At 58.5% G+C, this 13,281-nt stretch carries 14 protein-coding genes; 9 read left to right on the forward strand and 5 right to left on the reverse strand.

Annotation, left to right across the window (positions count from 1 at the left end; genetic code table 11):
* Window positions 1-39: 39 nt before the first annotated feature.
* The 4 genes from argJ (at window position 40) to ribA (ending at window position 3,554) form a co-directional block, all read left to right on the forward strand.
* Window positions 40-1,257, forward strand: coding sequence for a bifunctional glutamate N-acetyltransferase/amino-acid acetyltransferase ArgJ (gene argJ, locus IBX51_RS02225; protein WP_291828268.1), 1,218 nt, complete (start codon window positions 40-42; stop codon window positions 1,255-1,257).
* Window positions 1,238-2,224, forward strand: a complete 987-nt coding sequence (locus IBX51_RS02230; protein WP_291828270.1) for a Nudix family hydrolase — start codon at window positions 1,238-1,240, stop codon at window positions 2,222-2,224. The genes argJ and IBX51_RS02230 overlap by 20 nt, the downstream gene beginning before the upstream one ends.
* A gap of 103 nt (window positions 2,225-2,327) precedes the next feature.
* Window positions 2,328-2,810 carry a cyclic pyranopterin monophosphate synthase MoaC gene (gene moaC / locus IBX51_RS02235; RefSeq protein WP_291828272.1) on the forward strand — a complete coding sequence of 161 codons (483 nt, stop codon included), beginning with the start codon at window positions 2,328-2,330 and terminating at the stop codon, window positions 2,808-2,810.
* Between the two features lie 132 nt (window positions 2,811-2,942).
* Window positions 2,943-3,554 (forward strand): GTP cyclohydrolase II, encoded by a 612-nt coding sequence (ribA, locus tag IBX51_RS02240; RefSeq protein ID WP_291828274.1) that lies wholly within the window; start codon window positions 2,943-2,945, stop codon window positions 3,552-3,554.
* A gap of 49 nt (window positions 3,555-3,603) precedes the next feature.
* On the opposite strand, the gene dxs is transcribed toward ribA, so the two are convergent.
* The 4 genes from dxs to IBX51_RS02260 all read right to left on the reverse strand — a co-directional run bounded on the left by dxs (window position 3,604) and on the right by IBX51_RS02260 (window position 7,656).
* Complete coding sequence (gene dxs, locus IBX51_RS02245; protein ID WP_291828276.1) at window positions 3,604-5,535, reverse strand: 1-deoxy-D-xylulose-5-phosphate synthase; 1,932 nt, start codon at window positions 5,533-5,535, stop codon at window positions 3,604-3,606.
* A 136-nt stretch (window positions 5,536-5,671) separates the two neighbouring features.
* Entirely contained in the window at window positions 5,672-6,568 is an 897-nt protein-coding gene (ispA, locus tag IBX51_RS02250; protein WP_291828278.1) for a (2E,6E)-farnesyl diphosphate synthase, read from the reverse strand.
* Window positions 6,568-6,825: an exodeoxyribonuclease VII small subunit gene (locus IBX51_RS02255; protein WP_291828280.1), complete on the reverse strand. Its 258-nt coding sequence runs from the start codon at window positions 6,823-6,825 to the stop codon at window positions 6,568-6,570. Before IBX51_RS02255 ends, ispA begins: the two co-directional genes overlap by 1 nt.
* A 57-nt stretch (window positions 6,826-6,882) precedes the next feature.
* Window positions 6,883-7,656, reverse strand: a complete 774-nt coding sequence (locus tag IBX51_RS02260) for an NRDE family protein (protein ID WP_291828282.1) — start codon at window positions 7,654-7,656, stop codon at window positions 6,883-6,885.
* Window positions 7,657-7,751: 95 nt separating this feature from the next.
* Between IBX51_RS02260 and IBX51_RS02265 the strand changes: the two genes are divergently transcribed.
* From IBX51_RS02265 to IBX51_RS02280, 4 genes are read left to right on the forward strand one after another with little or no spacing between them, the layout of a single operon-like run.
* A complete protein-coding gene (locus IBX51_RS02265; protein ID WP_291828400.1) occupies window positions 7,752-8,549 on the forward strand; it encodes a sulfite exporter TauE/SafE family protein in 798 nt (265 codons plus the stop codon).
* 10 nt (window positions 8,550-8,559) lie between these two features.
* A complete protein-coding gene (gene lgt, locus IBX51_RS02270; protein ID WP_291828284.1) occupies window positions 8,560-9,348 on the forward strand; it encodes a prolipoprotein diacylglyceryl transferase in 789 nt (262 codons plus the stop codon).
* On the forward strand, window positions 9,345-10,184 hold the full coding sequence (locus IBX51_RS02275; protein WP_291828299.1) for a thymidylate synthase: 840 nt from the start codon (window positions 9,345-9,347) through the stop codon (window positions 10,182-10,184). The genes lgt and IBX51_RS02275 overlap by 4 nt, the downstream gene beginning before the upstream one ends.
* 45 nt (window positions 10,185-10,229) lie before the next feature.
* A complete protein-coding gene (locus IBX51_RS02280) occupies window positions 10,230-10,745 on the forward strand; it encodes a dihydrofolate reductase (protein WP_291828301.1) in 516 nt (171 codons plus the stop codon).
* A gap of 21 nt (window positions 10,746-10,766) precedes the next feature.
* On the opposite strand, the gene IBX51_RS02285 is transcribed toward IBX51_RS02280, so the two are convergent.
* Window positions 10,767-12,278, reverse strand: coding sequence for a DEAD/DEAH box helicase (locus tag IBX51_RS02285; protein WP_291828303.1), 1,512 nt, complete (start codon window positions 12,276-12,278; stop codon window positions 10,767-10,769).
* A 209-nt stretch (window positions 12,279-12,487) separates the two neighbouring features.
* Here IBX51_RS02285 and IBX51_RS02290 point away from each other — a divergent pair, with 209 nt between their 5' ends.
* Window positions 12,488-13,276 (forward strand): thioesterase family protein, encoded by a 789-nt coding sequence (locus tag IBX51_RS02290; protein ID WP_291828304.1) that lies wholly within the window; start codon window positions 12,488-12,490, stop codon window positions 13,274-13,276.
* The last annotated feature ends 5 nt before the right edge of the window (window positions 13,277-13,281 follow it).

The raw sequence follows: 13,281 nt of genomic DNA on the forward strand, positions 1-13,281 counted from the left end.
TTTTGTCGTTTTAGATTCGGATCATTTCAGGAGGCAGGTATGGCGGTAGGTCCCGGAACGTTACCTGAGTTTTACCCGGTGGCGGGCGTCAAACTCGGTATTTCAAGTGCAGGCATCAAGACGCCTGGCCGTAAGGATATTGTGATCTTTGAGTTGGCAGAAGATGCCCGCGTGGCCGGGATTTTTACCCGAAATCAGTTCTGTGCAGCTCCGGTGGTCGTCAGTCGTCGTCATCTTGATCAGACTGCCCCGCGTTATCTGTTGATCAACACCGGGAACGCCAATGCCGGTACCGGTGAGCGGGGCATGTCCGATGCTTTGCACTGTTGCCGCGCTCTTGCGGAAAAATCCGGGGTCAGCACCGCTGAGGTGCTGCCATTCTCCACCGGTGTTATTGGTGAGCCACTTCCGGTCGACAAGATCATCAACGCCTTGCCAGATGCCCTGGCGAATACCCGTGAGGATCGCTGGGCCGAGGCGGCCAGCGGCATCATGACCACCGATACTCGCCCCAAGGGCGCGTCTGTCCGTATTGACCTGGGTGGGCACGCGGTCACCATCTCCGGTATCAGCAAAGGCGCGGGCATGATTCGCCCGAACATGGCGACCATGCTCGGCTTTATCGCCACCGATGCACGCATTGCGCCCGATGTGCTGCAGGCGCTGGCCTCGGAGCTGGGTGAGAAATCCTTCAACCGGATTACCATCGACGGCGACACCTCAACCAACGATGCCTGCATGTTGATCGCCAGTGGTCAGTATGAGGGCCCGGAGATTACCGCCGACAGCCCGCAGCTGCCGAAACTGAGAGAGGCTCTGCGGCAGGTGTACCTGGATCTGGCTCATGCCATTGTCCGGGATGGTGAAGGTGCCACCAAGTTTGTCACGATCGACGTTCGTGGTGCGGCCAGTCAGACCGAAGCGCTCGATGTTGCTTATACAGTGGCGCATTCCCCGCTGGTCAAGACAGCGTTGTTCGCGTCTGATCCGAATTGGGGTCGGATTCTGGCGGCGGTTGGCCGTGCTGGCGTGCAGGATCTGGACCTGATGGCTTTGGAGATCTATCTGGGTGATGTCTGCCTGGTTCGTGACGGCGGTCGAGCCGAGGATTACTCTGAGGAGCGGGGGCAAGCGGTCATGGATCAGGAAGACATCACCATTGCCATTGATCTGAAGCGCGGCGCCATCAATGAAACCGTCTGGACCTGCGATTTTTCACACGATTACGTTACCATCAATGCCGACTACCGTTCCTGAGGTGCCGGCTGCATCGAGTACTGGCAAGCGGCTTGTGCACGTTGCGGTGGCGGTGATTATCCGCGATGGCCGGGTGCTCATTGCCCGGCGCCCCGATCATGCCCATCAGGGTGGGCTGCTGGAATTTCCGGGTGGTAAGGTGGAGCCGGGCGAAACGGTGCAACAAGCACTGGTACGGGAGATTCTCGAGGAAACCGGTTTGCGCATCCCGCTTGCCAGCCTGGAGCCGGTGATTGGCATTCGCCACGATTATGGCGACAAACAGGTGTTTCTGGATGTCTGGAAGACCTCTGAGGCTGAGGGCGAGGCAGAAGGTCGCGAAGGTCAGCCGGTGGACTGGCTGGCACCCGCTGAGCTGCAGGATGATGACTTTCCGGCTGCCAACCGGCCCATTATCCGGGCGTTGAACCTGCCTGGCCGGCTCGCGATCTCGGGCGCGATCACCGCCAGTGCTGCGGGCCTCAGTCAGCTGAAGGCGGCCCTGTCCAGAGCCGACAGTCCGCTGCTGGTGCTCAGGGCACCTGAGCTGGCGACAGCGGCGTATCGGCAGCTGGCGGGACAAGCGTTGGCGATGTGCTCGGAGGCCGGCGTTGGTGTGATTCTGCATGGCCGGCCGGGCTGGCTAGAGGAATTTCCGGACGCGGCCGGTTTGCATTTGCCCTGGCGCGAAGCTGAGCGGCTCTCAGAGCGCCCTGTGCCAGCGAATCGATGGCTTGGTGTGTCTTGCCATGACTCTGGGCAGCTGGGTCATGCCGGGCGCCTGGGGGCGGACTATGCGACCCTCGGGCCAGTGCTGCCAACGCAGAGTCATCCCGGGCAGCCGGGTCTGGGCTGGGGGCAATTTGAAGCCCTGGTTGCCGGCGCGTCGGTTCCTGTCTACGGTCTTGGTGGCCTGGCGCCGGCCCATGAGCAGCTCTGCCGCGAGCATGGCGGCCAGGGCGTTGCCGGCATCCGTTACTGGTGGTAATCCGGTCCGGGTCGGCGGTGGCTGCCGGAGAATACGGATGCCGCCGCCGTCAGGCCTGTGAAATAGTACAGTTTTCAAACCAAACACCGAGCGGGAGAGCGTCGTGAGCAAATTGACCCATCTGGATGATAAAGGCGAAGCCCGAATGGTGGATGTCACCAGCAAGGCGGTTACCGAGCGGGAGGCCCGGGCCGAGGCCACCATCCGCATGGCACCGGAAACCCTGCGCATGATCATCGACGGTGAGCACCCCAAAGGGGACGTACTGGCGACGGCCCGGATTGCCGGCATCATGGCGGCCAAGAAAACTCACGATCTGATCCCGCTATGTCACGCATTGAACTTGACGTCCGTGAAAGTGGAGCTGACGCCGGGGGATGATGGTGCCTCGGTTCATATCCTGACCCGGTGCAAGCTGTCTGGTCAGACCGGTGTTGAGATGGAAGCGCTCACTGCTGCAAGCGTGGCGGCGCTGACCCTGTACGATATGTGCAAGGCGGTGGATAAGGCCATGGTGGTGAATGGTGTGCGGCTTTTGGAGAAGAAAGGCGGCCGTTCAGGACACTGGGTGGCCCCCGAGCAATGATCTGCCTGATGGCGCAGCCCGTACCCTTGATGATATCAATGTATCCGGAGGGGAAACGTGTCAATGCTACGCCAGGCAAGCAGCCACATGATAGAATGCCCGCCCAATTTGTCTGAACCACGAGGAAATACAGTGGCTGTTCGTTACATTGAGACCTGCCGTTTGCCTACCCCTTTCGGTGTGTTTGACATGCACGGCTTTGAAGAGCCAGGCACCGGTAAGGAGCACGTGGCGCTGACGCTGGGCGACATCAGTAGCGATGAGCCGCTGTTGGCGCGTACCCATTCTGAGTGCCTGACTGGCGATGCACTTTACAGCATGCGTTGTGATTGCGGTTATCAGCTGGAGGAGGCGCTTCGCAGTATTGCCCGAGAAGGCCGGGGACTGTTGATGTATTTGCGCCAGGAAGGTCGCGGTATCGGCCTGCTTAATAAAATCCGGGCCTATAATCTTCAGGATCAGGGTGCCGATACCGTTGAGGCGAATGAGCAGTTAGGCTTTGGTGCCGACTTGCGGGATTACAGCATGTGCAAAGACATGCTGGAGCATCTTGGTATTACCAGCCTCAAACTGATGACCAATAATCCAAGAAAGGTTAACGCCCTGGAGTCTTACGGAATCCGCATTGCAGAGCGAGTGCCGTTGCATGTTGGTCGCAACCCTCACAATGAGCATTACCTCAATACCAAGCAGAGTAAGTTGGGGCACTGGCTGGAAACCCACCAGGATGATGATCCGGCCTGAGCTTTTTTGCTGAGATCACGGCTGCCCAGACGGGCCAGCCGTGATCCAGTCACTTCACTGCACTCAATGTGCCGTTGCGGATACGTTCCAGTCGGCAAGCAATGGCGTTCAGGATGCTTTGAGGGTCCAGGCCGCACTCTTCAAGAAGTTCTTCATGTTTGCCATGATCGACAAACCGGTCGGGAAGGCCGAGTTGTAACACCGGCTGGGTAACCTCCCTGGCATTCAGGCATTCTGTCACGGCGCTGCCTGCACCGCCGGCCACCACGTTTTCCTCCAGTGTCACCAGCAAGTCGTGTTGCTCTGCCAGTGCCAGTACCAGGCTCTCGTCCAGTGGTTTGACGAAGCGCATATCTGCGACCGTTGCGTTCAGTGCTTCGGCAGCGGTCAGTGCAGAGCCCAGCAGCGTGCCAAAATTGAGGATCGCAACCCGGGTGCCTTCTCGCACGACGCGGCCTTTGCCTATGGGTAGCGCGGTGAGTGAGGGCTGGATGTCCGAGCCAGGACCGGTGCCTCGCGGGTAGCGAACCGCTGCCGGACCCTTAAATTGCAGGCCGGTGTGCAGCAACTGGCGGGTTTCATTTTCATCCGATGGGGTCATTACAACCATCTTGGGGATGCAGCGCAGGTAGCTGATGTCAAAAGCTCCCGCGTGAGTCGGTCCGTCCTCGCCGACCAGGCCGGCGCGGTCAATCGCGAACAGCACATCCAGATCCTGAATGGCGACATCGTGAATCAGTTGGTCATAGCCCCGCTGCAGGAAGGTGGAGTAGATCGCCACCACCGGTTTGGCACCGTCACAAGCCATGCCGGCCGCCAGCGTGACGGCATGCTGCTCGGCAATGGCAACATCAAAATAGCGATCCGGGAAGCGTTCTGAAAACGCGAGCAGATCTGAGCCCTCACACATGGCCGGCGTAATGCCAACCACCCGTTCATCCTGTTCCGCAGCATCGCACAGCCATTGGCCAAAGACGTTGGCATACTTGGGGCTGGCCGGCCTTGGCTTAACCGGTTCTGGTTTACTGGGCGGAACCGGTTCTATCTTATTGATGGCGTGGTAACCGATAGGGTCGGCCTCAGCCGGGGCAAAGCCTTTGCCTTTGGTGGTCACCACGTGAAGGAACTGGGGGCCCTCGAGTTCACGGATGTTCTCGAGGGTTTCGATCAGCAGAGGCAGGTCGTGGCCATCGATGGGACCTATGTAATTAAATCCCAGCTCTTCAAACAGGGTGCCCGGTACCAACATGCCTTTAAAGTGCTCTTCGGTTTTCTTGGCAAGAGCCATCAGGTTAGGCGTGCCCTTCAGCACTTTTTTGCTGCTGTCGCGCACGTGATTGTAAGTGCGACTGGCCAGCAGTTTGGCGAAGTAGTTGGATAACCCGCCCACATTGCGTGAAATCGACATGTCGTTGTCGTTCAGAATGACCAGCATGTCGGCATGCAAGTGGCCCGCATGGTTAAGCGCTTCAAAAGCCATGCCGGCGGTCATCGCGCCATCGCCGATCACGGCAATGCTTTTACGCCCGGTGTTTTGCATGCGAGCGGCAATGGCCATGCCCAGCGCGGCACTGATTGAGGTGCTGGAGTGGCCAACACCAAAGGTGTCGTATTCGCTCTCCGCCCGTTTTGGGAAGCCAGCCAGGCCATTTTTTCGGCGAATGCTGCCCATCTGTTCACGGCGGCCCGTAAGAATCTTGTGGGGATAGGCCTGGTGGCCCACATCCCAGATCAGGCGGTCAACGGGGGTATTGAACACATAGTGCAGAGCAACGGTTAATTCGAGAACGCCCAGTCCGGCACCAAAGTGTCCGCCGGTCTGACCCACGGACCAGAGCAAAAATGACCGCAGCTCCCTGGCCAGTTGCGGCAGATCGTCCGCCGGCAACTCGCGCAGTTGCGCCGGTATGTTGATCCGGTCGAGCAGTGGCGTATTGGGCCGTTGCGACGGGATTTCCCTGAAAATATATGTGTCCTGCATCTGCTGGAGTCTTTGTCGGAATATGGGTTCAGTGACTGGCATTATAGGGGAACAGGTGGGTCAGTTTCATACTTCCCGGGCCAGACGTTACAAATTGGTGGCACTTGGCGGGCCAGATTGTCGCCGTTGACCGCAGCTAATGACTTCTCGCGACCACATAATCGGCCATGGCCCTCAGTGTATCGGCCTCTTCGCCAAAGTCATCCAGAGCATGGTGCGCCTGTTTCAGCAGTTCATTCAGGTGGGCGCGAGCGCCCGCTATACCCAGCAAAGAGGGGTAGGTTGGCTTCTCTCGGGCGGCGTCGGAGCCTTGGCGCTTGCCGATAACCTCGGTGTCACCCTCAATGTCGAGCAGGTCATCCTGAACCTGAAACGCCAGGCCAAGCGCACTGGCAAAGCTGGCCAGTTGTGTTAGCTGTTGCTCTGTCACGGCATCGGCGGTCAGGGCGCCAAGGCGAACACTGGCTTCGATCAAGGCGCCGGTTTTGTGCCGATGCATGTTCTCGAGCTGCTCAATGGTCAAACGCTGACCCACGGATTCCAGATCGATGGCCTGGCCGCCGACCATGCCCTGATGGCCACTGGCTTTGACCAGTGTGCTGATCATGATCATGCGCTGGTGGTCTGACAACTCCGGTGCCTCGGTAAGAAGCCCGAACGCCAGCGTTTGCAGGGCGTCTCCGGCCAGTATGGCGGTAGCTTCGTCGAAGGCTATATGTACCGTCGGCCGACCGCGGCGCAGGTCGTCGTCGTCCATCGCCGGCAAGTCGTCATGCACTAGCGAATAGGCATGCACCAACTCCAGCGCGCAGGCTGGAGCGACGGCCTTGGTCTGGTTTGAGCCCAACGCTCGCGCAGCCGCAAGGCACAGGGCCGGACGAATACGTTTGCCACCGCCGAGCACGCTGTAGCGCATGGCGTCATCCAGCCTGGGGGAGGCTGCGCCGTTTCTAATCGACCGTTCGAGTTCACAATCAATGTGCTGGCGACATTGCTCCAGAAATTCCAAAGCCAGGGGCAGGCGGTCACTCATCAGTTGGCGTCGTCCGCTGAGAAGGGCCGGGTTTCAAGCGAGCCGTCGCTGTTCTGTACTAGCTGCTCGACGCGTTGCTCTGCGGTTTTCAGCGCACTCTGGCAATCCCTGGTCAGTTTTACGCCCCGCTCGAATGCCGCCAGGGACTGTTCAAGGGAAAGCTCGCCCTGCTCAAGGTCGCGAACCAGCTGTTCCAGCTCGTCCAGGGATTTTTCGAAGTCAGCAATAGAGGTGCTGCTGTTGTTCTCGCCGGCCATGGGCGACCTCCGGTCGGGTGATTCATAAAGTGGGCGGATTATATCAGAGTCCCCAGGCTATCGCTGCCAGGCGAACTGCCGTTTTTCCAGCGCCTGGGCATTCGGTCCCCAGGATTGTTCGGTCACCCGAATCTGGCCCTGGTCAGAGACTGTTACGATGGTGGTTGCCCGGGTGCCATAATGATCATCTACGATAAAAGGTGCTGACAGAAAACGTTCAGTTTCAATGCCTACACCTGTGTCCGGCAGTCGATTGTCGGGGGCGGGTGTGCTGTCTTGCAGCAGCGTTAGTAGTTGGGCGTGCAGTAGCTCGGCATCGTGGCGTGCAGCGCTCACACAGTCGCTCATTGCTGTGCGAAGGCGCAGCAGTTTAGGCCAGGGTGTTTGCAGTAGATGGTTGCTAAGGCCGTAAGTGCCCCGGTAAATGGAGCGCCCCGGGTGGGCGTCCCGATTGCTGTAATACCAGCCTCCGGCGGCTGAGAGTGCCACCAGATTGAAACCAGAGTAACGGGCCGGATCGGCGCTTAGCCGGGCTTGCAAAGCCTGCCTGCTCTGGCTCAGCGCAGCCAGTGGCAACTCGCCACGGCTGTGGCGCCCGGTCTCCGAACTGCCTTCACGGACATTGGTAACGGCCGTTACCTGCCCATCCGGTCCAATGGCTAACCAGGTGCCGCCGGATTCCATATCCCGCCCTGCAAGAACCTGCCCGTCACCGTCAGGCTGCCACCAGTCCATGGCGGCAGTCGGGCGCCGGAAAAACTCATCGCGATTGGCGGCGACGACGAGGGGGAAGCGAGGATTCTGGCCGATGGCAAAAGCAATAAGGCACATGGTGAGCGAGCGTCCTTTGTGGATCTGAGGCTGCAGCGATGAGCAACTATGCGTATCATACCAGCCTGACTTCTTGCCGGGATAGAATGACAACCATGACCCTGATTGGTGTAATCATACTGTACCTTTTGCTTGGTGCGTTGGCTGGCACCATGGCGGGTCTGTTTGGTATCGGTGGCGGACTGGTGATTGTACCGGTGCTGATCTTTGCCTTCGGATTTCAGGGGTTCAGCCCCGAGATCGCCGCGCACCTGGCGATTGGTACGTCTTTGGCCACCATTGTGTTTACCTCCATCAGTTCCATCCGCACCCATCATCTGCACGGTGCCGTGCGCTGGGGCCTGGTCCGGCCAATGACCTTCGGCATTGTGTTTGGTGCTATGGTTGGTGCCTGGACGGCCGCTCTGCTGAGCGGCCCGGCGTTGCAAACGATCATTGGTGTGTTTGTTATTCTGGTGGCGATCAAGATGCTGTTGGACGTCAACCCAAAGCCGGGGCGAGATGTGCCGGGTGCGGCGGGGCTTGGTGTGGCTGGCGGACTGATTGGTTGGGTCTCCGCTATTTTTGGTATTGGCGGCGGTACGGTGTCGGTCCCGTATCTTACGTGGTGTAATGTGCGCATGCAGCAAGCCGTGGCGACGTCTGCCGCCTTGGGTCTGCCCATTGCACTGGCAGGTGCCGCCGGCAATGCCTGGACTGGCTGGCAGCACCCTGAGTTGCCAGACCTGAGTATCGGTTTTATCTATCTACCCGCTCTTGTCGGCATTGTGGCCACCAGCGTCTTTTTTGCCCGCATTGGCGCGAAGCTGGCGCACCGGCTTGACGGTCGCCTGCTGAAACGTATTTTTGCTATTGTGCTGATTATCATCGGCCTCCGTTTCCTGCTGAGTTGAGAGCGAATTCATGTTGCAACACCCACAGTTTGACCCGGTGGCCATTGCCATCGGCCCCCTGCAGATACATTGGTACGGTTTAACCTACCTGTTTGGCTTTGCCGCTGGTTGGTGGTTGGGCCGGTTACGTAGCCGTAAACCGTGGTCTCCCTTGAATGAAGAACAGATAGGTGACCTGCTGTTTTACATGGCGCTGGGGGTTATCCTGGGCGGCCGTTTTGGTTACGTGCTGTTCTATAATTTTGACAGTTTTCTGGCAGACCCGCTCTGGTTACTGCGGGTCTGGGAAGGGGGCATGTCGTTCCATGGTGGATTGCTGGGCGTAATGCTTGGCATGTGGTGGTTCGGACGAAAAAGCAGTGCCGGTTTCTGGAAAGTCGCGGACTTCGTCGCGCCCCTGGTGCCGGTGGGTCTCGGGGCTGGCCGGATCGGCAACTTTATTAATGGTGAGTTGTGGGGTAAGCCGACCGACGTATCCTGGGGCATGGTTTTTCCGCAAGCCCAGGACGGTCTTGCCCGGCACCCATCCCAGCTTTACCAATTTGCGTTGGAAGGCGTGGTTCTGTTTGTCATTCTTTGGTGGTTCTCGTCCAAGCCCCGGCCACGCATGGCGGTTTCCGGGCTGTTCCTGGTGTGTTACGGCTCATTCCGCTTCGTTACCGAGTTTATGCGACAGCCTGACCCACAACTGGGTTACCTGGCCTTTGACTGGCTTACCATGGGGCAGGTGTTATCTCTGCCCATGGTCATTGCCGGCGCGGCTTTGCTGGCGATTGCTTATCGGAGAAACGCAGCATGAAAGCCTACCTCGATCTGATGCGTGACGTTGTTGACAATGGGTTCAACAAAGGTGATCGCACCGGCGTAGGCACTCGCTCGGTGTTCGGCCGCCAGATTCGCTTTAACCTGCAGGATGGATTTCCGCTGGTGACCACCAAGAAGGTTCATCTGCGCAGCATCATCTGCGAGCTTCTCTGGTTTCTGAACGGTTCCACTGACAACAACTGGCTGAAGGAACGCAAGGTGTCGATCTGGAACGAGTGGGCTCTGGACAACGGCGACCTGGGGCCCATCTATGGCAAGCAGTGGCGCAGCTGGCAGTGCTACGATGGACGGGTTGTCGACCAGATCAGCGAGGTGATTGAGCAGATCCGCGCCAAGCCCAACTCCCGGCGTCTGATTGTGTCTGCCTGGAATCCGGCAGAGTTGCCGGATGAGTCCATCGGTCCCCAGGACAATGTGCGAGAGGGCCGTATGGCGCTGGCGCCTTGCCATTGTCTGTTCCAGTTCTATGTGATTGACGGCAAACTGTCTTGCCAGCTTTATCAGCGCAGTGCAGATCTGTTCCTGGGTGTGCCCTTCAACATTGCGTCATACGCGCTGCTGACTCACATGATCGCTCAGCAGTGCGATCTGGAGGTAGGTGAGTTTGTGCATACCTTTGGTGATTGCCATCTTTACCAGAACCACCTGACCGACGACATCGTGTTCGAACAGTTGAAGCGCGAGCCCGGGGCGCTGCCCAGGCTGCTGATCAAGCGTAAGCCTGCGACTATCTTCGAGTACGACCTGGAGGATTTCGAATTTGAGGGGTATGACCCTTATCCTGGCATCAAAGCCCCTATAGCCATCTGACTCCCACCGCTCGCTAACTCCCAATCCTGAGGACAACAAGCAATCATGAGAAAAGCACTGATCGTGGCGATGGCCAGGAACCGGGTTATTGGCCGGGATAATAAACTGCCGTGGTATCTGCCCGGAGACCTGCGTTACTTCAAACAGGCGACCATGGGTAAGCCCATTATTATGGGGCGTAAAACCTGGGAGTCCATTGGTCGGCCTTTGCCGGGGCGGATGAACGTGGTGATTTCCCGCAATCCGAATTGGCAGGCGCCTGCCGGAACCGTTGCTGCTGAATCCTTGGATGCCGCACTGGTTAAAGCCAAAGCTCAGGCGGAACTGGAAGGTGGTGAAGAGGTGATGATTATTGGTGGTGGCCAGATCTACGCTGAAGCACTGCCAATGGTCGACCGGATCTACATTACCCAGGTGCACGCCGAGGTGGATGGGGATGCCTGGTTTCCGGAAGTAAACTGGGATGAGTGGGACGAAATCGGACGCGAAGACTTCTGCGCGTCCGATAATAATCCGTACGATTACAGCTTTGTCGTTTATCAGCGTAACCGGTCTAGCTGACCGGTTACGCTGCAGGGCCGATCAGCGCGGGGCGCGCTTTGGGCCACCTTTGCCGGCAGGCTTACCCTTGGGGCCATCCTTACGGAAGCCGGGCTTGCCGCCTTCTTTGCGGAAGGTTTTGCCGGGGCCACCCTTGCGGAAATTGCCTTTGCCCGAGGGCGGACCTTTACGGTCGCGACGCGGGGCCGATGCAGACACTTCCGGCAACGCCTCTGGTTGCTTCAGCGGCAGAGAATCTGGCTGTGACGCCTCCATCCAGCAGGCCAGAGCGCCAGCTACCATGGTGATATCCATATCGTTGCGCTCGGCGATGTCATCCAGCAAGGCAATCGCCTTGGCGGCACGGGGATCGTCTGCGAAACTCAACAGCTGAGATTCGAACTGCTCAACCCGCATCTGCTGCAGCTCCGCCGGTGACGGCAACTGGTAAGGCTCCATCGGCGAATTGGTGGCTCGCTCCAGCGTGCGCAGCCAGCTGCGCTCGCGGGGCGTGACCAGCAGGATTGCCTTGCCAGCGCGGCCAGCACGACCGGTACGACCAACACGGTGAATATAGGCTTCGGTATCGTAGGGCACATCGTAGTTGATAACGTGACTGATCCGTGACACGTCGAGGCCGCGGGCAGCGACGTCGGTCGCGATGATGATGTCTTTCTTGCCGCGCTTCAGATCTTCAACGGTCTGTTCACGCTGACGTTGGTTCAGGTCGCCGCTCAGGGGAGCCACCGAATGACCGCGGGCCGACAGCTTTTCCGCCAGCAACGCGGTTTCTGCCTTAGTGCGCACGAAAATGATTGCGCCGTCGAACGGCTCCACTTCCAGAATCCGGGTAAGGGCATCGAGTTTGCGTTCGGCATAAACCGGCAGCACAAACTGGGAAATCCGTTCAACCGTGCGGGTTTCGCTTTCGATGCGCACTTCCGTGGCATTTTTCAGATAGGTCTGGGCGACCTTCCTGATCTGTGCCGGCATGGTGGCCGAGAACAGGGCGCGCTGGCAGTTGGGTGGCGTCTTGGCGAGAATCGCCTCAACATCGTCGATAAAACCCATGCGCAGCATTTCGTCGGCTTCATCCAGCACCAGGGCGCGGAGATTGTCGAGCTTCAAGGTGCTTTTGCGCAGGTGATCAAGCAGTCGTCCTGGCGTGCCCACAATAACCTGGGCGCCGCGCTTGAGGCCGCGGATCTGTGGAGAGAAATCCTGACCGCCATAAATTGGTAGCACGTGAAAGTTCTTGAACTTGCTGGCGTAAGTGGTGAACGCTTCAGCTACCTGAATCGCCAGCTCCCGGGTGGGAGTCAGGACCAGAATCTGGGGCTCTGCGACATTGGCATCGATGCGGCTCAGCAACGGCAGCGCAAAAGCAGCGGTTTTACCGGTACCGGTTTGAGCAACGCCCAGTAAATGATTGCCGGCCAACAGGGCTGGAATGGATTGTGCCTGGATCGGCGACGGAGTTTCATAGCCAACAGCGGCAACGGCTTCCAGTACAGCTGGATCCAGCCCCAATTCGGCAAAAGACAATTCTGACATGAATGTACTCGGTATTCGAAGGGTATAGCATCACAAAACGTAATGCATGATTTTGAGACATTGTAGTCGGTTTGGGGAGTTTTTAACACGCCTAATGCCAATATTAAGGATAGGTAGTTGCCGGGCGGGGCCATTTTCGGCAGTTGCCAGCGTTCTGGAACTGGGGCAATCTGTAACGTTTGCAGGCTAACCAACAGGATTTAAGAGTTATGACGTTTGATGAGCTTTTGGGAGCGGTGCGCCAGAACGGTGAGGTGACTATTCCTCCGAGTTGGGGGCAGGGTCGGGCCAGCTTTGGTGGTTTGGTTGCGGCATTGGCGTTTGATGTAATGGCGTCCAGAGTTGCAGATGGTCGGCCCATGCGGGCTTTGCAAGTGTCGTTTGTGGGGCCTGTAGAGGCGGATGTGCCTGCTGTGTTCGAGGCGGATGTGTTGCGAGAGGGAAAGGCGGTATCTCAGGTGCAAGGTCGTATCCTGCAAAACGGCGAGCCCCGGCTGGTGTGTATGGCCAGCTTTGGCGGTGACCGGGAGTCTGCGGTACAGGTGGCGCCGACACCGGCCCCGGAAGCCTTACCGGTGGATCGGTGTCAGGAACTGCAATACATTCCACGGGTAACACCTGAATTTACTCAACATATTGAAATGCGCTGGGCCTTCGGTGGTATGCCGTTCTCGGGCAAGGGCGGGCGTGAAATGGGGGGGTGGATGCAGTTCAGGCAAGCCCCGGTTGCTCTGACCGACGCCCACATTGTCGCGCTTGTGGATGCCTGGCCCCCGGCAGTACTGCCGCATTTGAAGGCTCCGGCTCCTGCCAGTTCACTCAGTTGGGCGCTTGAGGTTGTTCATCCAAGGCCTGCGATGGCACCGGGTGAGTGGCTTCTATACCGAGCCACCATTGATCAGGCTGGCGCGGGCTACGGCCATACTCATGCGGGCATCTGGACCCAACGAGGTGAACTGGTAGCCCTGAGCCGTCAAACCGTGACGGTATTTGGTTAACCCAT

The organism is Marinobacter sp. (assembly GCF_014859525.1).
Classification (GTDB): domain Bacteria; phylum Pseudomonadota; class Gammaproteobacteria; order Pseudomonadales; family Oleiphilaceae; genus Marinobacter.

What these genes read in the sequence shown, in the direction of transcription:
- argJ (WP_291828268.1), top strand. Translation starts at nt 40, where the DNA reads ATGGCGGTAGGTCCCGGAACGTTACCTGAGTTTTACCCGGTGGCGGGC.
- IBX51_RS02230 (WP_291828270.1), top strand. Translation starts at nt 1,238, where the DNA reads ATGCCGACTACCGTTCCTGAGGTGCCGGCTGCATCGAGTACTGGCAAG.
- dxs (WP_291828276.1), bottom strand. Translation starts at nt 5,535, where the DNA reads ATGCAGGACACATATATTTTCAGGGAAATCCCGTCGCAACGGCCCAAT.
- ispA (WP_291828278.1), bottom strand. Translation starts at nt 6,568, where the DNA reads ATGAGTGACCGCCTGCCCCTGGCTTTGGAATTTCTGGAGCAATGTCGC.
- IBX51_RS02255 (WP_291828280.1), bottom strand. Translation starts at nt 6,825, where the DNA reads ATGGCCGGCGAGAACAACAGCAGCACCTCTATTGCTGACTTCGAAAAA.
- IBX51_RS02260 (WP_291828282.1), bottom strand. Translation starts at nt 7,656, where the DNA reads ATGTGCCTTATTGCTTTTGCCATCGGCCAGAATCCTCGCTTCCCCCTC.
- IBX51_RS02265 (WP_291828400.1), top strand. Translation starts at nt 7,752, where the DNA reads ATGACCCTGATTGGTGTAATCATACTGTACCTTTTGCTTGGTGCGTTG.
- lgt (WP_291828284.1), top strand. Translation starts at nt 8,560, where the DNA reads ATGTTGCAACACCCACAGTTTGACCCGGTGGCCATTGCCATCGGCCCC.
- IBX51_RS02275 (WP_291828299.1), top strand. Translation starts at nt 9,345, where the DNA reads ATGAAAGCCTACCTCGATCTGATGCGTGACGTTGTTGACAATGGGTTC.
- IBX51_RS02280 (WP_291828301.1), top strand. Translation starts at nt 10,230, where the DNA reads ATGAGAAAAGCACTGATCGTGGCGATGGCCAGGAACCGGGTTATTGGC.
- IBX51_RS02285 (WP_291828303.1), bottom strand. Translation starts at nt 12,278, where the DNA reads ATGTCAGAATTGTCTTTTGCCGAATTGGGGCTGGATCCAGCTGTACTG.
- IBX51_RS02290 (WP_291828304.1), top strand. Translation starts at nt 12,488, where the DNA reads ATGACGTTTGATGAGCTTTTGGGAGCGGTGCGCCAGAACGGTGAGGTG.